The sequence below is a fragment of the Cryobacterium sp. CG_9.6 genome, assembly GCF_029893365.1.
GTDB lineage: Bacteria > Actinomycetota > Actinomycetes > Actinomycetales > Microbacteriaceae > Cryobacterium.
Map to the genome: position 1 here is coordinate 1986906 of NZ_JARXUZ010000001.1, position 19178 is coordinate 2006083.

Sequence of the window (19178 nt, forward strand, 5' to 3'; positions counted from 1 at the left end):
CAATTGTGGCCTTGTGAGGCCGCGGGTGCTCACTCAGAGTCCCAGCTCGTGCGCAGGTACCCCGCTGTCTCTTCGTCGGTCAGCTGGTGAAAGTCGCGATAGAACTGCCCGATAGCCCAGAAATCCTGCGGTGCATGCAGCACGACAAGAATGTCTACGTCCCGGCGTAGATCGTCCACGGCCGTCGGTGGCGCCACAGGAACTGCCAGCACCACTGTGGCTGCGCCCTGACTTCGAAGGGCTGCCACAGCAACTCTGGCCGTGGCACCCGTAGCAATTCCGTCATCGACAACAATGACAACGCGACCCGTGGGGTCCTGGGACGGCCGGTTGCCGAGGTAACGCTCTCGGCGGCGAGCGATCTCGGCCAGTTCTCGGCGTCGCGCCCGTTCAAGGCCAGCTGCGTCCCGCCCCGTAGCCCCATACACGTCATCATTGACCACAAGCTGCGGATGAGCGCCGCCGACAACGGCCCCAAGAGCCAACTCGGGAAAACGGGGAGCGCCGATCTTACGCACGATGAGCAGATCGAGCGGTGCCGCGAGTGTCTTCGCGACCTCAACAGCCACCGGGACGCCCCCGCGCGGAAGCGCAAAGACGATCGGCTCGAACAATTCGAGTTCCGCAACCCGCTCTGCCAACAACCGACCAGCCTCGGTTCGATTCTGAAAGATCATCACCGCCGCCTTTCCTCTACTGCTTCGTGCTGACAATGTAGCCTCGGCTCTGCCCGCTGACTATGGCAGTCGTCGAGCCCTCTGCGGACACCACCAGCTGATCGGCCCAGTGGTGACGTCGGCCTAGAGTTGGTGCATGATCATCTCGCTTGAGGGCGTCACGCCGGAAGCCGCAGTTCAGCAGTACTTCTCCCACTTGGTATCTGATCGAATCAGCGCCAGTCCCACCTTTCGTGGTGGCCACATGCCCGCACACGCCGCACTCAACGCGTTTGATGTAACGGGATACGCGGCCACACGTAGCCAGGTACTTCCCGAAGCGGATCGCGGAGCGTCGGGGCTTTCGCCCTATATTCGACACGGACTGCTCACACTGCGGGAAGTCTGGGACGCCGTGACCGGCCCAGCGCGCGATGTTACAAAGTTTCGGAATGAACTTCTGTGACAGGAATACGCACGGCACCTCTACGCACGTGTGGGGATGGACCTGCACCAGAACTTGCGGTTCGACGTGCCGTGGTCCGGAGATTTCACACCGTCGGCGTGGCCGCGCGACATGGCCTGCGTGGACGGGGCGGTCTCTGACTTGGAAACGCACGGCTGGCTCGTGAATCAAACTCGCCTGTGGCTGGCTTCGCAGTACACCGTGCGCTCCGGGGCAGGGTGGATGGCGGCTCAAGAGTATTTCCATCGCCATCTGCTCGATGGCTCTCGCGCGGCCAACCTGCTGGGGTGGCAGTGGACGGTCGGCGCCGGTACAGGAAAACAGTATGGATTTGCGCGCTGGCAAGTTGAGAAGCGAGCACCGAAGCTGTGCGGCACGTGTGTTCTCAAGAACCGATGCCCGATCGAAGAGTTTCCGGCGGATACGGTTCTCCAGCCCGTTGCCGCTCCACCGACGAGACTTGCGGGAGATGACGACCTGGCCACCACCCGAGGTCCGAGAGTGCCAATCGCACGATCAGCACCGGAATCGGTTCTGCTCACCGTGGAATCGCTCGGCGATGATGATCCCGCGCTTCGGGCTCATCCCGACCTCCCCGTTGTTTTTATCTTTGACGAACCGGCGCTCACAAAACTTCAGCTCTCCAGCAAGAGATTGGTGTTCTTTGTTGAAACGCTCCAAGACCTTGCGCGGCGGCGGGACGTGATCGTTCATCTGGGTGACCCCCGGCTCATTGCTCCGCAACTTGCTGCTGCCATGACCTGGGCCCCCGTGCCCAGCTTTGCAAAGTATGCTGAGCACGCTGTTGAACTTCACCCCTGGCCGTGGCTGGTCGAACCTCACGCGGGCTCGATGACGAGTTTCACGGCCTGGAACCGGGCAATCACGCCGCCCACCTAACTGAAGAGAACACCTATGCGCCTTCGTTGGCTCGCCGTCCTGGTACTGCTTTTTGCATCGTTTATGGACCTGCTCGACACAACAATCGTGAACGTGGCCCTCCCCGCCATTGAGCAGGACCTGGGCACGACTCCAGAGCAGCTGGAGTGGATCGTGTCGGGTTATGTGCTCACCTTCGCGGTCCTCCTCACCACGGGCGGACGGCTGGGAGATATCTTCGGTCGAAAGCGACTGTTCTTGATTGGGGTTGCCGGGTTCACCGTGGCCTCGGCGTCGTGCGCCCTTGCAACGAGCGGAGACATGCTCGTCATCTCCCGTCTGGTTCAGGGGGCCTTCGGAGCAATCATGATTCCCCAGGTGCTGTCCATTATTCAGGTGCTTTTCGGTCCGAAGGAGCGCGCCGGAGCATTCGGCGCCCTCGGTGCGATCACGGGATTAGCGGCCGTCGCGGGGCCCCTCGTAGGCGGGATACTCGTCTCACAGAACGCTTTCGGCCTCGGCTGGCGCAGTGTGTTTATTATCAACGTGCCCGTGGGTATCGCCCTGTTCATTACGGCAGCACTCTGCATCCCGGAGTCGCGTGCCGCGAAGCGGGTGCGCTTGGACGTGGTCGGTGTCGTCCTCATCTCGGCCGCCCTGTTCCTCCTGGTCTTCGGGTTGATCGAGGGACGTGCCCTCGATTGGCCTGTGGGAATCTGGCTCATGATTGGCGCCAGCCCTGTGCTCTTAGCGGTCTTCATCTGGTACCAGAACTGGCTCGATAAGAAGACTGGCTCCGCCTTGGTACCCCCGTCTCTTTTTCACAGTCGCGGTTTCTCGGCCGGTGTACTCACCTCGTTCTCGTTCAGTGCCTCTATTGGTGGGTTCTTCCTCATCCTTGTGCTCTACCTGCAGATCGGACTCGGCTTCTCGGCAATCGAGGCCGGCCTCACCACGCTCCCCTTCAGCCTCGCTGCCCTCGTGGGCACCGGAATCGCGGTTCGCTTCGGCCCGCGTTTGGGAAAAGGGTTGATCTTCGTCGGTGCCATCACTCAGATCGGTGGTTACGTCTGGGTCAGGAACACTGTCGCCGCCCAGGCCGATTCCCTCGTTGGTTTCGACCTTGTTCCCATGATGGCGGTGGCGGGTCTGGGACTCACCCTGTTGGTCGTTCCCTTGACAGATGTTTCCCTGGCTCAAACATCCATTTCGAACGCTGGCGCGGCATCCGGTGTGCTCGGTACCTTCCAACAGGTGGGCGGAGCAATCGGTATCGCAGTTGTCGGCGTTGTCTTCTTTGGCGTTGTGGGAATGACCTTCACACCGGCTGTTCTTCGAGATGCCTTCCTTGCGGGCATTTGGGTACCCATTGTTGCCCTGAGCCTGGCTGCACTCGCCAGCATGCTCCTCCCCAATGTGGCTCAAGTGGCGCATCACAAAGTGGAAGCGGAACGCGCGCTGGAGGAAGAAGACCGCCAGCTTAAACTGGCGGTCTAGACCACGAGATAACGCGCCGTTTTTGGCGGCAGACGATGCCACTAAGCTGTGCGCATGGGAAGCTTACGTTATGGCGCGTCAGCGACCGATATAAATTTTGATGACCGTGCGCTGTATCACTTGCAGGTCGTGATTGTGGCAAAGTTGCGACGCGGGGAGAGCTTCACCTTCAGCTGGGTCGTTGATCGAAATGGTGGCAGCGGTCGAATCAGTATCTGGTTAGACCCCAGCAGCACTCTCTCCTTTCGCTACGCCGATACCCGAGCCCCGGTGATCAACCGGGAGTGGATCGAGGCCCTGATGAAATCGGCCAACAGCACCAGCGGACTGTTTTTCAGCGCCGAACCAGATGTCTTGACGACAGCACGGTAGAGACAGTGCTGACCGTGAACAGTCTGTCGCCGAGAGCCTTGTCTCTAAGCTGCACCAGCTTCAGGTGTTCACGTTGTCCGGTGTCACTGAGTCTCGTGAAGAATCGACTATGAACCACATGATCTCCGCACCGTGGGAAGCCTCTCTGACTCAGTCGGAGCATTCGCTTATTTTCTATTTCCTCGGTCTCACGGGCTCGGCTCTTGCATTTGGGTTTGTTCGCACCTGGATCAGCCGAGGTGAGGTGGGTGTTCGCTACCGCACGGCGGTCATCGCTCGAGTGGGCATCATGCTCGTGGCTGTTCTGTCGTACATTCTCCTGATCACAGCCTTCAGCATTGGGTATGACAAGGTCGGCGCTCTGTGGGTACCAAATTCACACGCCATTATGACCATGGCGCCGCGTTATGTGGAATGGTCTATTGCCGTCCCGCTGCTCACGATCGAACTGTTGTCCGTATCGGCACTGATCGGACGTCGTGCCAGGCGCACCGAGGCTGCAGCCGTAACCGGCGCTTTTCTGATGATTTTCACCGGTTTTCTCGGCGCGGTTGTCATCGGCGATGGCCGCAGCCTGGAGTCGTTGCTCCTTTGGGGTGCCGTTAGTACAGTTTTTTGGATCATCACCACCGCGATCGTCATTCGCGCAATCCGCCAGTCGCTCCCCCAGCTCACTCCGGAGGCGGCAGTACTGCTTCGGAATGCGACAATCTTGCTGCTGTCGGGGTGGGCACTGTACCCGGTGGCCTATCTGATTCCAGTGCTCTTCTCCGGCGGAGCCGCCACAACAACCATGTATATTCTGTTGTGTGCCACCGATTTGGTCGTCAAACTCGGCTTCAGCGGTCTGATCCACCGGGTGGCCAAATTGCGAACAGCCGAAGACGTTCGCGTTGGCGTCGACATCCACCAAGAAGCAATCTGGATCTCATCCATCAAGCAATCCGACGCCGGAATCCCCACTGTCGTCTACCTGCCAGAAGTCGAAACCATTCATCAACGGCGTCCCAAACCGGCCGATAGCAACGCCACGGCCACTGCTAGTGCGCCGAGCGAAGAGTGGGCGAAGGACCTGACATCCACCGACCTCTGATCTGTTCCCCGTGATTATTTACGCCGGTCCCTCACTGCGTGCGCCTACTCGAACCTCGACAGGCCGACACGTTTCGGGACTCGATCGAAGTTCAGCTCGTCTCCACCGCGCAGGCTCTTGCTGAGTGCACCGCTGACGCGGTGGCTGACGGCCTCGACCGGGGAATGACGGCCGAGGGGGCTCTGATAGCGTTGGCCGACCTGGTCGATGCCCAGACGGGTCTCGTACAAATTGTCGAACAGGATGCCGACCAGGTTGACCGGGACGCATCAGCGCTCGCAACCATCGAGCGGCTCCCGGCCGAGCATTCCTGGCACCTGGCTGCTGCCGAAATGTGTTTCGCGTTCCTCGCGGAACCGGAGGAAAAGCGCGGATTCGGGGCAGACGATGGCCGGCAAGCAGAGGTCGCACGGGCTCGAGGCTGGACCGTGGTGTGATGGTGAAGCGCCCGGCCAGGAGACCGTCATAACCGTCTGACATGATGGGAGGATGCAGCAACCTCAGGTTCTTATCATCGGTGCCGGTATCTCGGGAATGGCCTGTGCACAGGCACTGAAAAGCGCCGGAATACCAGCCCGCGTCGTCGATCGTGGTCGTCGGCCCGGCGGCAGAATGACGAGCCGCACGATTAACTCGCGCACCGTTGATCTGGGTGCGTCCTACTTCACCGCTGAGCCTGGGACACCGTTTGCTGACGTTGTGTCCGATTGGGTGGCACGTGGACTGGCGCGGCCGTGGACGGATACCGTGGCGGTGGCCGGCGCCGACGGCATCAACCGTGTCAGCACAGGTCCGATGAGGTACGCAGCCCCGGCTGGACTGCAGAGGCTCGTCGCAGATCTCGGGCATGATCTCGATATCCATCAGGGTGTCACCATAGAGCACGTGACGGCTGGCGAGGCAGACACCGAACGTTATGACACGGTCGTCCTTGCCATGCCCGACCCGCAGGCGCGGCGTTTGCTCACCGTTGGATCCGCTCTACACACGGAGTTGAACGATGACGCCAACTGGGAGCCCAGCATTGCCGTCGTGCTGGAGTGGGCAGCGCGCGACTGGGAGTCCTTCCATACCGCGTTCGTCAACGACGTGGCGGAGATCACGACGTTGGCCGACGACGGCGATCGACGCGGTGATGACGCGCCGGTGCTCGTCGCTCACACCACAGCAGCACTGGCCCGGCAGCATCTCGATGACCCCGACGGAGCGATTACGTCGGTCACCGCCGCCGTGCGCCGCCTGCTCTCCCTTTCCGATGCTCCCACCCGCGCGTTTGCCCACCGGTGGACGTTTGCACGGCCCGCGGCCCAGCATCCTCAACCGTATTGGTTGTCCGACCGGATCGGTGTATGCGGGGATGCGTGGGGGCAACGCTCGTCGGTCGCAACGGCATGGGCCTCGGGTGACGCGCTCGGGCGTACTATCGCAGCAGGTGGTGACGCAGATGCCCGATAAAACACACGGCCTTCTCTGGGTGAAGAGAATCCTGAGCGCCTTCGTGCTCATCGCGGCCGGCGGTCTGCATCTCTTTCTGGTCTTTGACGGTGTCGGAGGGGTTGTGGGAGTGCTTTTCGTCCTGAATGCCATTGCGGGCATTGTGCTGGGGATCGGAATGCTCGTTTCCCGGGGAAAGCTGCTGCAACTCACGTCACTTCTCAGCCTGCTCTTTATTCTTGCCAGTTTCCTCTCACTGGTGTTCGCGTTGACCGTTGGGTTATTTGGTATATCTGTCCCGTGGAGTTTCACCCTTGTGCCCCAGACGTTCTGGATCGAAGGCATCGGCACAGTCGTGCTCGCCAGCACCTCGGTGCTTGCGTTCCGCGCGCGACGGCTTACGTGAGTTTGAGCTCTGCTGTCCGCCGCGCTACTAACCACACGACATCGCGACCAAAAGATTCGACAAGAAGGGCGAGCGCAAGTGCGACGGCGATGGCTTCGACCACGAGCAGCACCTCGGGGACAGCGATCGTCAACGCGATGCCTTGCACGGCCGTCACGACCTTACGCCAGTACCGAAACGGGAGCTGTCGACGCATCCAGGGGAAGATCCAGCCGGCAACGACAAAGACGTATCGCATGAGTCCTATTGCCAGCACCCAGATGCCCAGGGACTGGGACACATACGCACTCAGCACCAGCAGCAGGAAGGCGTCGACTTCCATGTCAAAACTCGCGCCGAGTTCACTCGAGGAACCGGTCCGCCGGGCGACCCAACCGTCGACCGCGTCCAGGAGGAGGGCAGGCACAACCAGAGCGAGCACGATCCACACCGGCATGGGCGCGAAAAAAGATGCTGTGACGATGCCGCTAATCACCCCGACCATAGTTGACCGCACCGCCGTCACGATGTTGGCCTGTCCGAATCGGGTGACAGCTCGTTTGCGCAGGCCGCGAACCAACAGGATGTTCGAAACCACCAGATAGCTGAGCGTCGCCACCCAACCGACCACCACAATCCACGACGGCAACGACCGAGTTGCGGCCGCCCCGAGCAAGCTGACGACAATGGCACCGCCCACGGCGAGATAAATTGGTACGACGTGAATTCTCGGCATCCGTGACTCGTTCTTATAGAAATTTATACATTGACTATTGACACGTTAGCCGTGAGGTTCGCGTTCACGAAAGCGAGAGTCCCATGCTCGACGCCACCGCGTTCTGGATCGAGAAAGCGGGAGTGGGTAGCCTACGCCACGAGCAGATCCCGTCTGTGGGCGAGGGTGACGTGTTGGTGAAAACCCTGTACACCGGCGTGAGTCGCGGCACCGAAGCATCTGTCTTCAACGGGCTCGTGCCGGAGAGTGAACGCGAGCGGATGCGTGCTCCATTCCAGGACGGCGACTTCCCCGGCCCGGTCAAGTACGGCTACCTCAACGTAGGGGTCGTGGAATCTGGTCCAGAGTCTCTGGTGGGAACAACTGTTTTCACGCTCTATCCCCACCAGTCAGCATTTGTCGTGCCCGCCAACGCCGTCCTGCCCGTTCCCGTTGGCATACCAGCTCGGCGTGCAGTTCTCGCGGGTGCGGTCGAAACGGCCATCAACGTGCTCTGGGATGCCGCACCGATGATCGGCGACCGAGTCACCGTCATCGGCGCGGGGATGATTGGGTGCTGCGTAGCGCGCCTCGCACGCGGTATTCCCGGAGTAACCGTCACGCTCATCGACCTCGACCCCACCCGACGGGTCGTTGCCGGGCAACTCGGCGTCAATTTCTCAGACGTGTCGACCGCGCCTCACGATCAAGACATTGTCATCAATACCAGCGGGTCGAGTTCGGGGCTCCAGAGTGCTCTTGAAACAGTGGTGACGGATGGCACGGTGATCGAAGCGAGCTGGTACGGAGACCGCCCCGCAACACTGATGCTCGGAGCCGATTTTCACTCGCGACGTCTGACGATCCGGTCCAGTCAGGTTGGCGCTGTCGCCGCCGGGCGACGCGGAAGCCGCACCACTCGCGAACGACTCACGTTGGCCCTCGAACTCCTCCGCGACCCGGCCTTCGATGCGGTTCTCACGGGCGAGTCCTCGTGGAGAGCTCTGCCTGAGGTGATGGCGAGCCTCGCCGACGGATCCCTTAATGACCTGTGCCACACAATTGATTGGAAAGATTCCGAATGACGTTCACGGTAACCGTACGAGACCACATCATGATCGCCCATAGCTTCGCTGGCGAGTCCTTTGGCCCGGCCCAGCGGCTCCACGGAGCAACCTTCATCGTGGATGCCACATTCAGCGCACCGGGTCTTGATGCGTCCGGTGTCGTCGTCGACATTGGTCGTGCAGCCGAGATCCTGAGCGAGATCACGGGAGCCCTCACGTATCGCAACCTGGATGACGAGCCCGACTTTCAGGGTAGGAACACGTCCACCGAAGTGCTCTGCCAAGTGATTGCGGACCGCCTGGCCGATCGGGTGGGCGACGGAACTCTCGCGGGCGGTCAGCAGCTGAATGCACTCTCCGTCACCCTCCATGAATCGCATATTGCATGGGCGAGCTACTCCAGATCTCTATGAGGGTTGCGGCGGACAAGACGCTCTACTTCGTCGTTCCTGATGCGATCGACGACCCACAGAGAGTCAGCGGCGGCAACGTCTACGACCGCCACGTGCGAGACGGTCTCCGGAACACCGGGTGGGACGTGCGGATGGTCGAGACCCCGACGGGGAGCGAGTCGTTCACGGTGCGGGCGTTGTCAGAGCTACCCGACGGCGCCCTCGTGCTGGTCGATGGGCTCATCGCCGTGCGTGAACCGGGAGCGTTGGCGGCGCACTCACACAGGCTGCGAGTGATCGTGCTGGCACACATGGTCGCGAGTCTTGCGACGGGCCTCTCCCCCGACGGAACTGACCTCGACGATGTAGCCAACCGCGAGGCCGCGGCTCTGAAATCGGCACACCGTGTCGTCGCGACGAGCGCATGGACTCGGTCCGAGCTTGTTAGGCGCTTCCTCGTGCCGCCGGAAACCCTTGTTATCGCCCAGCCGGGAACGGATTCAGCAGCGATCACGACGGTGTCCCGAGGTGGCCGCAGACTCTTGTGCGTTGGAGTCGTCGCACCGCACAAAGGTCAAGACGTGCTCGTCCGGGTTCTAGCACGCCTCAGTGGGGTCGGCGATTGGACCTGCACCTTCGTCGGATCCCTCACCACGGAACCGAACTTTGTTGCCGACCTCACGGGCACCGTTCACGCCGCGCACTTGGACGCACGAGTACGTTTCCTTGGCCCCGTCACGGGACAAGCTTTGGATGAGGCCTACGGTCAAGCAGACCTCGTCGTGGTGCCGTCACGCGCCGAGAGCTTCGGGATGGTGGTCGCCGAGGCCCTGGCACGGGGTATCCCGGTGGTCGCGTCCCGCGTTGGTGGCGTGCCCGAGGCGTTGTCGAGTTCCGAGGCGGGAATTCTGGTGCCCGCAGACGATCCCGCCGCACTCGAATCTGTTCTGCGCGACTGGTGGTCGAATCAGACCCTGCGTGACGACCTGGTAACGGCAGCGCGAGAGGCACGAACCACCGTGAGATCATGGAGTTCGACCATTTCCACGATCGAATTGGTGCTCCACGAAATGACGCACACAGGAACAAAGGTTTGGGCATGAGCGAAATACTCGAAGTGAGCGGCGACTGGCTGGCGCTGCGCGAACCCGAGGACGCTGCAGCTCGTTCACTCGACCTCGCGCTCGCCGCCGCCGATCTGCTTGCTGATGGTCCTCTCGTTGTGCACGATCTTGGCAGTGGGACCGGGTCAATGATGCGGTGGCTCGCCCCTGTGCTTCCGGGGCCGCAAACGTGGTTTCTCCACGACTGGAGCGCCAACCTCACCGCACAGGCCATCAGCCAGGTGCTTCCATCCGACCGCGACAACGCCCACATCTCCGTCTTTGGCCGCACCGGTAATCTCGGTGATCTAAGCCCGGACGACCTCGGTGGCGCCTCTCTCGTGACAGCGTCCGCGCTGCTCGACGTGTTGACGGCAGAGGAGATTGACGCCGTTGTCGCTGCCTGTGTGGCAACGCGCGTTCCCGTGCTGTTATCACTCAGCGTGACCGGTGGCGTGAAGCTGGCCCCACAGGACGAGCACGATGCGGCGTTCGAGGGGGCATTCAACGCTCATCAGGTGCGCAATGCTCACGGTCGCCAGCAGTCAGGTCGGCACGCCCCCACGATGGTGAGTGAGCTTTTCACCGCCGCTGGCTGGGACGTACGTCAGAGCAGCACTGTGTGGCAGCTCGACCATCGTCAGCCCAGCCTCTTGAGCGAGTGGTTCTCTGGTTGGGTTGATGCGGCTGTGGAAGCGCAACCTGACCTGCGTTCTGAAGCCGACCGCTACCGGCAGATCCGCCTCAACCAGATCGAGCTCGGCACTCTCAGTGCGCGTGTTGAGCATATGGACGTTCTGGCGTGGCCTCGTCCGTGACCCGAGCGAAACTCTCGAGAATACGTGAAATCCTGCGTTCACGCTCCGTGAAGGTGGCTGTGCGGCTTGTCGTCGGCTGTGCGTTGCTAGCCAGTGTGATTGCGTATGTGGGCACGGGGCCGCTGATTCACGGCATCCTGAGCGTGGATGGGCAGGCAATTGCGGCAGCACTGTTCCTCTCTGCGGTCGCGACCGTTGCCGCCGCATGGCGTTGGTGCATCATTGCCACCGGGCTCGGAGTTCCCCTCTCCTGGCACACGGCGATTGGGAGGTACTACCAGTCCCAATTCCTGAACACGGTCACCCCTGGGGGAATTGTGGGAGACGTGCACCGTGCCGTTGCGCACGGGCAGAGCGCTGGCAGTGTCGCGCTCAGTGCGCGTGCCGTCGTGCTGGAACGCACCGCAGGCCAAATTGTACAGATAGTGCTCACGCTCATCATTTGTCTATTCCTCGGTGCGCAGTTTGGCGGCCATCTCCTCGTGGTGAGTGCGATCGGGCTCGGCGTTGTCGGCTTTGGTGCTGTCACGATGGGGCTGGCCGGTGCCAAATGGCCGCGCGTCGGCGCGGCCATTCGTCGTGAACTGCAAGAGCTCCGCTCGGGCATCGGATCAGTTCGCACTGCGGTACAGGTCGTGCTTGCGTCCATCGTCGTGATCTCCTGCCATGTGGCAACCTTCGCCATTGCGACCGCTGCGATCGGAGCAAGCGTGCCCCCCGGACAACTCCTGGTTCTCACCCTGCTGGTGTTGCTCGGTGCGTCGATCCCGTTCAGCATCGGCGGATGGGGACCGCGCGAGGGCGTCGCAGGTTGGGCTTTTGCTGTGGCCGGATTTGGCGCCTCGACGGGGGTTGCAGCCTCCGCGCTGTTCGGTATTTTGACCATCATCGCCGTGGCTCCGGGCGCGGTCGTGACACTCGTTTATGCCGCCCGCAGACAGAGACCGATTCCGCAAGACACACGCCCGGTGCTCATCGCGAAAGATCTGGAGACAACCTCGTGAGCAAATTGCCTTACGTTACTCTCAGCAGCGCCACCTCTCTGGACGGCTACCTCGACACGACAGACCCACCGCGCCTCACCCTCTCCAATGAGGCGGACCGCGACCGGGTGGATGTCGTGCGTGCGGAGAACGACGCGATTCTGGTTGGTGCACGCACGGTGCGACGGGACAACCCGCGACTCTTGGTCCGTAGCCTCGATCTTCAGACGCAGCGAAAGGTTGCGGGTTTGCCTCCGTCGCCGTGGAAAGTGACGGTCACGAAAACGGGCGATCTGGATCCGAACGCAGCCTTTTTCACTACCGGTGATGCACCCAAGCTGGTGTACTGCCCCGCCTCGGTGGCGACACGCATCCGGCAGCGCCTGGGGCACGCCGCGCTGGTTGTGGGTCTCGGGGAAGATGTCGCCATGACCGACCTAATCGTTGACCTTGCTGATCGTGGCATTCGTGCGCTCATGGTTGAAGGAGGCACGACCGTTCACACCCAATTCTTGGCTGCAAATCTTGTGGATGAACTGCATTTAGTCGTGGCGCCATTCTTCGTCGGCGATTCCCGCGCTCCGCGCTTTGTGGGTGACGCCGCGTTCCCGTGGACCAGTAACCGGCGTGCCACTCTCGCCAACGTGCAACAGATCGGCGATGTTGTGCTTCTTCGGTACGCGCTCTCTGCTCGATTCGCCGTGCACAATGCCAACAGCCGGCACCACCTCACCGGACCGCCGATTACAGTCAGAACGCCGTGATAGCGTCTAACGCCTCCTCTGCGTCGTCGACGAACCTCGACTCGAAGGCCAACCGCCGACGATCGGTACGCGGGTCAACGTGGTCGCTCTGGTCTGCCGTCATTCTGTGTGTCGGTGTGATCGCACCCGGTCTGATCAGTTCTGGTTCTGCTCTCGCGCTCCTACGGGTACCGCTCGAAGCGCTCGTCGCTCTGCTGATTCTGTCCGGTCTGCCCTGGGTTGCCGCGCGCCGGGTGACTGCAAGCGTAGTTGCCGTGCTCTTTGTCGCCACAATCCTCAGCGCCGCACTTGATCGCGGATTCGTATCTGCTGTGGGTCGCCCGTTCAATGTTGTAACGGGTTGGCCGGAATTGGCGAGTGGGTATGGAGTACTGAGCGACTCGACGGGCGCGGTGCTCGCAGTAGTGATCGTTGGCCTGCTCCTCGGCATCGCCGCCGCTCTCGTTGTTTTGCTCACCTTGGCGCTGCTGCACCTTGCTGTGGTCATTCGTCAGAATGCCCGCGCGGCCCGCATCGGAGCTTCAGCAGTTGCAGCAAGTTGGATTGTTTTGGCTCTCGTTGGTGCCCACGTCGTGCCGGGACAACCGATCGCGGCAGCGGATACTCTTCGTGCGACCCTGACGAAAATCGGCGAAGTGACATCCGCGAAGGCGGAGGAAGCTGCGTTTGAGAGTGCTATCACCAGCGACGACTTCGCGACGGTTCCCGCAGCGGATCTTCTGGGAGGTTTGAAGGGGAAAGATGTTGTCTTCGCGTTCATCGAAAGCTACGGACAGGTTGCTGTGCAGGACACCGCCTTCTCCGAGGGCGTCACAGAAGTGCTCCGGCAAGGGACCACGGATCTTGCTGTGCAGGGCTACTCGGAGCGCAGCGCGTTTCTCACGTCCTCCACCTTTGGCGGAGTGAGCTGGCTGGCACATGCAACCCTCCAGACCGGCCTGTGGATTGACTCACAAGCAAAGTACGATCAGGTCACCTCGGGTAGCCGTCTTACCCTGAGCTCGGCGTTCAACAAGGCGGGCTGGCGCACCCTCAACGTCGTACCCTCCAATACTCGATCCTGGTCGATCGGCGAATCGTTCTATGATCTCGACTTCACGGCCGACTCTCAGAACATGGGGTACCAGGGGCCGAAGTTTAGCTATGCGCGCATTCCGGACCAGTTCACGTGGGATTACTTTCAGAAAAAGGAACTGGCTCAACCACATGCGCCGGTGATGGCGGAGATCGACTTCGTCTCATCACATACACCGTGGACTCCACTCCCTCAGGAAGTGCCCTGGGCATCTATTGGCGACGGCTCCATCTTTGATCCGCAGCCAGCTCAGGGGGACGCGCGGAGTGTCCTGCAGAGCAGGGAGGATACTCAGCGGCTCTACGGACAATCCGTGCAGTATTCCATGAGTACCCTGTTCTCATTCCTCACGACATACGACAACCCCAACTTGGTTGTGGTTGTGCTCGGCGACCACCAACCGTCTTCCGTGGTCAGTGGAGACGACGCCAACCACGACGTCCCCATCAGCATCATTTCCAAAGACCCCGCGGTAATCGACCGGATCTCATCGTGGGGCTGGGACCCTGGAATGCTCCCCTCGCCGAGCGCACCCCTGTGGCAGATGGATGAATTCCGGGATCGTTTTCTCACGGAATACGCTCGGTAGCCGCGAACCCTAGAAGTCGTCGTGCAGTCATCAGTGGCATCAACCACGACACGCACGATCTTGAGGTCATCCTTCACGGTCTTTTCGCTCAGAACACCACGACAGGCTTGAGCGTCTCGCCGCTCTCGCTGTCGGCGAACGCAGTATTGATGTCAGCGAAGTCGTATTTCTTCACCAATTTGTCGAACGGGAACCGCCCCGCCTGGTACAGCGAAATGAGCTTCGGGATGAACGTTTGTGGTACAGAGTCGCCCTCGATGACCATGCTGATCGTGATGCCAGTGAGGAGCAAGCTGCCGATGTCGACGGGCGACTCCGTTCCCGGTGCGGCCGCACCCACGAGTGCACCATGCCCTAAAGTTCCAAGTGACTTGGTCATCTGGGCAAACACTCTGGCGTTGCCGGTCGTATCGACAGCGTAGTTGGCACCACCGGCAGTGATCTCTCTCACCCGCTCGACGGCATCCTCAGTTTTGCTGTTGATGGTGTGGGTAGCTCCCAACTGCATCGCCCGTTCCAGTCGGCTGTCGACGATGTCAACGGCAATGATCGTGGTGGAATTTGCGAGGACTGCCGCCAGAAGGGCGGACATGCCGACCGCTCCGGTTCCGAAGATAACAATGCTGCTGCCAGCTTCGGGCTCGAGCACGTTCAAAACCGCTCCCGCACCGGTCTGAATGCCACAGCCGAGAGGCCCCACGATATCAAGGGGCACATCCTTGGAAATCTTGACCACGCTTCGCTCGGCAACGTTGGATACCGAGGCGAACGATGACTGGCCGAAGAAGTGGGACGACACCGGGGACCCGTCTTCGTCAGAGAACGCGGTGGACCCGTCGGTGCGTGCACCTCCAAATGCCAAAGCGTTCAGATCGAGGCAGTAAGCGGGGTAGCCGGAGAGACAGGACGAACAGACTCCGCAACTGGGGAAGCTCAACACGACATGATCGCCCACCTCAACACTCGTCACCGACGTACCGACGGCTTCGACGATGCCGGCTCCTTCGTGTCCGAGGACTGCGGGAAGTGGAGTGGGATAGACCTGATCGCGCACGATCGCGTCGGTGTGACACACTCCCGTCGCGACGAGTCGAACCTGAACTTCATCAGATCGAAGCTCATCGAGCGAGAGTTCACGCAAAACGAGTGGTTCGCCTTTTTTCAGGGCGACAGCGGCATTGATCTTCATGGGATCTCCTCCGGCCCGCGGACCTGTGCCGCGCTGGCCTCCCTCTCATTTTACCAACCCCTCGTCATTGAGCCGAAATCGTCGCCATCACCTTGAGGCATTGTTCGAACTAATCTTCGAACCGAATGCGGCGGACAACGAGACTAATCCTGAAGCCAGACCTGACGAACGTCCCGTTAGATCGACCAGGCGAACCGGAATTTTTCTGGAAGCTGGTCGGCATCGCTCGACCCATAGTGATCGAGTTCCCAGCGGCGAACTGCCAGTACGGACTGGATGATGTCTGGACCGAGAATGTGGGCAGCGAGTTCGGACGCGGCTAGGGCTGCGAGCACCTCGCCCAGCGCGGAGGGAAGGATCACCGTTGCCGAGGCGAGCTGCTGCTCGGCGGTCTGGTCGGCCGGGCTCGTGGTCACCTCCGCGGGAAGCACCGTCGATGACCGGATGCCCTCGAGGGCGGCACCGAGAATAACCGCCGTCGTCAGGTACGGGTTTGACGACGGATCGACGATCTTGACTTCGACGTTGGCGCCATGCGGATTGCCGCGGGTGGCCTCGAGGAAACGAACCGCCGCCCCGCGATTCTCCCTCCCCCAACAGGCGTAAGCGCCCGAAAAGAGTCGAGGCCGCAACCGTATCCCCGAGAGGATCGAGCCGCCGAGAATACCCTGGATGCCGGGTAGTGCGGCGATCACCCCGGCCATGGACGAGGCTCCCTCGGCGGTCATACCGTAGGGTCCGTCGCTACCCGAGAAAAGGGATTCCCCCCTGCGGCTGAACGAGTAGTGCGCGTGTGCCGCATTCCCGCCGCCCCCGGTGATCGGAAAGGGCGAGAACGACGCCCGCAGGCCGTGCTTGCGCGCCACCCTGCCGGTGATCAGGCGGGCAAGGACTGCGGCATCGGCCGCCTCAAGCGGTGTGGTCGGTGGCAGCGAGAACTCGACCGTGGAGGCAAAGAACTTGGCGTGCAGTTGCTCGAGCGGGATACCGGCGGCGGTAGTGGCGGAGAGTAATTCTGTGAGAAAGGCCTCGTGGTCCAGTACCGAGCCGAGCCCGTATGGTGTCCAATTCGCGCGGGGAAGCGGGGTTCCATCCGCGGCGGTGATGGTGAACTCGAGTTCGTGCCCCACGAGCGCCTCAAGCCCGGCATCTTCGATGTCGCGTTGGATGCGGCGGAGCCGCCCCCGCGGATCGATGGCGAGCGGTGCGCCGTTCTGGTCAAAAATCTCCGTTGGCGCCCAGGCCAGACCGCCATCCAGAATCCGAAGGGCATCAAGATCGAGTCGAAGCCGCATATCGCCCACCACGCCAAGGTCGGGGGTGAATGCGATACCGCCGTCGATGCAAAAAATGTTCCACACCGGCGGGGCACCGAGACCAGAGGAAGCAAACGTTGCCAGTCGATCAACCGGGATGGTCTTGGCCAGGTAGATGCCGGCTGCGTTCGCCAGCGTTCCTGCGATGATACCGACGCCGGCTTCGGAAAGCCGATCGGCCACCTCGCTAATCCGGCTGGCGCTGAACTCGGGGAGAAAAGACTCTGTGACCATACCAATATGCTCGCAGGACTGAACACTGTTACAAAATCAACACTCGGACGTGATTCCTTCGCGGCTGACGGTGCGTGCTATCGGAATGGAGACGCCAGTTGTACGCTGACCGCAAGAATGCGTAGAGCAGGTAAACCTTGCGAAAAGAGGTCCCGATGAGCGTCGGTGATAACGTCACTGTCTTCGTTGCTCTCGTCGGCCTCGCAGTTGGACTATTCGCTGCGCTTGAGTCGAGGCGGCACGACCGCCAACAGCAGGCGCGCCCGATCCTCCTGGAGCCGGCCGCGACTTTCGTCCGCGCTGCACACGCCGCTCTTGCCGCACTGCGATATGTGACCCCGCCCTCAGTGTCCGAGCGTGAGAAGCCGCACCGCAACGAGGAGTTGCTCGCGAATGTCACAGAGAGACAAGAGCGCATGAAGAGCTGCCGCATGACGGTAGATGACGTGAGGTCGGCTCGGGCAGCGGTGTGGCTAGTGCTTCACCCCAACTCGCTAGCCGCTGGCTTGTCCTGGGAAGTGGTGTTGCATCTTCGTCATGCCCTAGAGCAGGCCGAGGATTTCTACCGCGATTTCGACCAGGCACAAGAGAATGGGGAGGAGGAGAACTGGCGAAGGGGAGCCGGCACGTGCGCCCGAGACTCGTACAAGGAGACGCGTTCACAGGTCTACAACGATCTGGATAAGTTCTGCGTCGACGTGGCCAAACGGCTCATCAAGCCCAGCTGGGATCCCAGAAAGTACGCCCAGAGGCCACCGTCCATGCGGCTCAGTACAGAGTCGAATGGCAAGCCAAGTGAACCCTGATGCCCCGTGTCGGTCGGAATCTGGATGTTGGAGCAGCTTCAGAGCGGCACGGCACGAAGCGTCCTGCGTGGCTCAGTCGGGGAACGCTGCGGCGTAGACCGCGCGGAGTTCGGCACTGTCGGCTCCGGTGACGCCGCAGCCGGTGATTGTTCCGTCGAGGGCGCCAACGAGGTAACTCTGGTCGACCTCAAAAGGCACACCGGAGAAGTCGGAGGTCAGAGCGTCGACCTGCGTCACCTCGACGCGGTCGGCGACGTCACCAATAAAGCGCTCCGTGACCTCCAGCACAACGGTGTCGCCCTGAATCTGCAGGACCCTCGCCGCGAATGCCTGCTCCTGCGCGGCGACGGTCGCCGGCTCGAGCATGAGGCAACTGCCACTCGCAAGGTCTCCGCCCTGGGGAGCCTTCAGTACCTCGACGCTCGGTTCCGGTCCCCCGAGGGTGAGGGGCACGATGATCGCGGCGGCGATAGCGAGGCTGGCGGCGATGCCGGCCGCCGGCATCCACCAGCGGAAGAAAGGTCGCGACGCCTTCGCAGTGCGAGTGCCAGTGCCAGTGGCGGGTCGGTCGGTCATGATCTGCTCCATTCTGAGGTCGAGCCAGGCTGACGAGGGTGGGAGCAGCTCGCGGGCCGGATCGGTGGAGCGCAGCTGATCACGCAGCGCACGGTCGTCGTCACGCATCGGTGATCCCTTCGTCATGGGATACATGTCCGGTGGGGCCGTCAGATTTCAGAAGTTCCTGCTTGAAGCGCGCTTTCGCCCGATGCAAGCGAATGGCCGCTGCGTTCGCGCTGATGCCCAAGACCACGGCCAGCTGCGGACTCGTCAGTTCGTCCCACGCCCAGAGGCGCAGAATCTCGGCGTCGTTCCGTCGCAGGTGGGTCAGGGCGGTGGTCACGGCGACAGTGTCAACAGTGGATGCTGCGGTGTTGTCGTGCACCGCGGCCGGTGGCGGGTCGATGGCAATGATGCGACCGATGAGGCGCGTGCGGCGGCGCTCGGCCCGTCGGGCGTTGCTCAGGCACTGCCGAGCGACGACGATCGCCCACGGGAGGGCGTCGGCGGGCACCTCGTCGAGGCGACGCCAGCACACGAGGAGGGTGTCGCCGAGCACGTCGTCGGCCGTCGCGGCGTCGGCGCGGCGGTGCAGATAGCGGTGCACCGGGTCGGCGACGAGCGCAACGAGGTCACGCATCCGCTTCTCACGGTCGGTGTCGGTCACAACTCTCATACTGAGGTATGTCCGGCAGCGTCTCGGGGATTTCACGGCGTGGCGGATGCGCATGGTGTAGCGGGGTGGCCCTGTCGGGGACACGTGTGGACCGTGACCACCCCGCCCTCA

General features: G+C 61.7%; 22 protein-coding genes. 16 read left to right on the top strand and 6 right to left on the bottom strand.

All coding sequences use genetic code 11. From position 1 onward, the window contains the following. Positions 1 to 29: 29 nt before the first annotated feature. Complete coding sequence (locus H4V99_RS09055) at positions 30 to 677, bottom strand: phosphoribosyltransferase family protein (RefSeq protein ID WP_280677508.1); 648 nt, start codon at positions 675 to 677, stop codon at positions 30 to 32. A 136-nt stretch (positions 678 to 813) separates the two neighbouring features. Here H4V99_RS09055 and H4V99_RS09060 point away from each other — a divergent pair, with 136 nt between their 5' ends. From H4V99_RS09060 to H4V99_RS09095, 8 genes are all read left to right on the top strand, one after another. Continuing rightward, complete coding sequence (locus H4V99_RS09060) at positions 814 to 1122, top strand: hypothetical protein (RefSeq protein WP_280677511.1); 309 nt, start codon at positions 814 to 816, stop codon at positions 1120 to 1122. A 36-nt stretch (positions 1123 to 1158) separates the two neighbouring features. Beyond that, the gene (locus H4V99_RS09065) at positions 1159 to 2022 is read left to right on the top strand and encodes an FAD-binding domain-containing protein (protein WP_280677513.1); all 864 of its coding nucleotides are present in this window, start codon (positions 1159 to 1161) and stop codon (positions 2020 to 2022) included. A 15-nt stretch (positions 2023 to 2037) separates the two neighbouring features. Next, positions 2038 to 3498, top strand: a complete 1461-nt coding sequence (locus H4V99_RS09070; RefSeq protein ID WP_280677516.1) for a DHA2 family efflux MFS transporter permease subunit — start codon at positions 2038 to 2040, stop codon at positions 3496 to 3498. 54 nt (positions 3499 to 3552) lie between these two features. Beyond that, on the top strand, positions 3553 to 3870 hold the full coding sequence (locus tag H4V99_RS09075) for an ATP-dependent DNA ligase (protein ID WP_280677518.1): 318 nt from the start codon (positions 3553 to 3555) through the stop codon (positions 3868 to 3870). 109 nt (positions 3871 to 3979) lie between these two features. After that, positions 3980 to 4963, top strand: a complete 984-nt coding sequence (locus H4V99_RS09080; RefSeq protein ID WP_280677520.1) for a bacteriorhodopsin — start codon at positions 3980 to 3982, stop codon at positions 4961 to 4963. A 38-nt stretch (positions 4964 to 5001) separates the two neighbouring features. Continuing rightward, on the top strand, positions 5002 to 5400 hold the full coding sequence (locus H4V99_RS09085; RefSeq protein ID WP_280677522.1) for a hypothetical protein: 399 nt from the start codon (positions 5002 to 5004) through the stop codon (positions 5398 to 5400). A gap of 52 nt (positions 5401 to 5452) precedes the next feature. Then, positions 5453 to 6418 (top strand): NAD(P)-binding protein, encoded by a 966-nt coding sequence (locus H4V99_RS09090; RefSeq protein WP_280677524.1) that lies wholly within the window; start codon positions 5453 to 5455, stop codon positions 6416 to 6418. Continuing rightward, positions 6408 to 6803 (top strand): hypothetical protein, encoded by a 396-nt coding sequence (locus tag H4V99_RS09095; protein WP_280677526.1) that lies wholly within the window; start codon positions 6408 to 6410, stop codon positions 6801 to 6803. Before H4V99_RS09090 ends, H4V99_RS09095 begins: the two co-directional genes overlap by 11 nt. Here the strand turns inward: H4V99_RS09095 and H4V99_RS09100 are convergent. Beyond that, entirely contained in the window at positions 6796 to 7518 is a 723-nt protein-coding gene (locus H4V99_RS09100; RefSeq protein ID WP_280677528.1) for a CDP-alcohol phosphatidyltransferase family protein, read from the bottom strand. The genes H4V99_RS09095 and H4V99_RS09100 overlap by 8 nt on opposite strands. Before the next feature lie 83 nt (positions 7519 to 7601). Between H4V99_RS09100 and H4V99_RS09105 the strand changes: the two genes are divergently transcribed. The 7 genes from H4V99_RS09105 to H4V99_RS09135 are packed head-to-tail and all read left to right on the top strand — an operon-like array spanning position 7602 to position 14288. After that, positions 7602 to 8582 (top strand): zinc-binding alcohol dehydrogenase, encoded by a 981-nt coding sequence (locus tag H4V99_RS09105; RefSeq protein ID WP_280677530.1) that lies wholly within the window; start codon positions 7602 to 7604, stop codon positions 8580 to 8582. After that, a complete protein-coding gene (locus H4V99_RS09110) occupies positions 8579 to 8977 on the top strand; it encodes a 6-carboxytetrahydropterin synthase (protein ID WP_280677532.1) in 399 nt (132 codons plus the stop codon). Before H4V99_RS09105 ends, H4V99_RS09110 begins: the two co-directional genes overlap by 4 nt. Then, positions 8950 to 10059 (top strand): glycosyltransferase family 4 protein, encoded by a 1110-nt coding sequence (locus H4V99_RS09115; protein WP_280677534.1) that lies wholly within the window; start codon positions 8950 to 8952, stop codon positions 10057 to 10059. Before H4V99_RS09110 ends, H4V99_RS09115 begins: the two co-directional genes overlap by 28 nt. Continuing rightward, positions 10056 to 10877: an SAM-dependent methyltransferase gene (locus H4V99_RS09120; protein WP_280677536.1), complete on the top strand. Its 822-nt coding sequence runs from the start codon at positions 10056 to 10058 to the stop codon at positions 10875 to 10877. The genes H4V99_RS09115 and H4V99_RS09120 overlap by 4 nt, the downstream gene beginning before the upstream one ends. A 59-nt stretch (positions 10878 to 10936) precedes the next feature. Further along, positions 10937 to 11881, top strand: coding sequence for a lysylphosphatidylglycerol synthase transmembrane domain-containing protein (locus tag H4V99_RS09125; protein ID WP_280677538.1), 945 nt, complete (start codon positions 10937 to 10939; stop codon positions 11879 to 11881). Continuing rightward, the gene (locus tag H4V99_RS09130) at positions 11878 to 12624 is read left to right on the top strand and encodes a dihydrofolate reductase family protein (RefSeq protein WP_280677540.1); all 747 of its coding nucleotides are present in this window, start codon (positions 11878 to 11880) and stop codon (positions 12622 to 12624) included. The genes H4V99_RS09125 and H4V99_RS09130 overlap by 4 nt, the downstream gene beginning before the upstream one ends. Continuing rightward, positions 12621 to 14288 carry a CDP-alcohol phosphatidyltransferase gene (locus H4V99_RS09135; RefSeq protein WP_280677542.1) on the top strand — a complete coding sequence of 556 codons (1668 nt, stop codon included), beginning with the start codon at positions 12621 to 12623 and terminating at the stop codon, positions 14286 to 14288. Before H4V99_RS09130 ends, H4V99_RS09135 begins: the two co-directional genes overlap by 4 nt. A gap of 88 nt (positions 14289 to 14376) precedes the next feature. Here H4V99_RS09135 and H4V99_RS09140 read toward each other — a convergent pair whose 3' ends face one another. Beyond that, complete coding sequence (locus H4V99_RS09140) at positions 14377 to 15477, bottom strand: NAD(P)-dependent alcohol dehydrogenase (RefSeq protein WP_280677544.1); 1101 nt, start codon at positions 15475 to 15477, stop codon at positions 14377 to 14379. Positions 15478 to 15653: 176 nt separating this feature from the next. Next, positions 15654 to 17027, bottom strand: coding sequence for a glutamine synthetase family protein (locus H4V99_RS09145; RefSeq protein WP_280677546.1), 1374 nt, complete (start codon positions 17025 to 17027; stop codon positions 15654 to 15656). Positions 17028 to 17182: 155 nt separating this feature from the next. On the opposite strand from H4V99_RS09145, the gene H4V99_RS09150 reads away from it, so the two are divergent. Then, positions 17183 to 17833, top strand: coding sequence for a hypothetical protein (locus tag H4V99_RS09150; protein ID WP_280677548.1), 651 nt, complete (start codon positions 17183 to 17185; stop codon positions 17831 to 17833). A 72-nt stretch (positions 17834 to 17905) separates the two neighbouring features. Here H4V99_RS09150 and H4V99_RS09155 read toward each other — a convergent pair whose 3' ends face one another. Continuing rightward, positions 17906 to 18517: a hypothetical protein gene (locus tag H4V99_RS09155; protein WP_280677550.1), complete on the bottom strand. Its 612-nt coding sequence runs from the start codon at positions 18515 to 18517 to the stop codon at positions 17906 to 17908. Further along, entirely contained in the window at positions 18510 to 19058 is a 549-nt protein-coding gene (locus tag H4V99_RS09160; RefSeq protein ID WP_280677552.1) for a sigma-70 family RNA polymerase sigma factor, read from the bottom strand. Before H4V99_RS09160 ends, H4V99_RS09155 begins: the two co-directional genes overlap by 8 nt. Between the last annotated feature and the right edge of the window lie 120 nt (positions 19059 to 19178).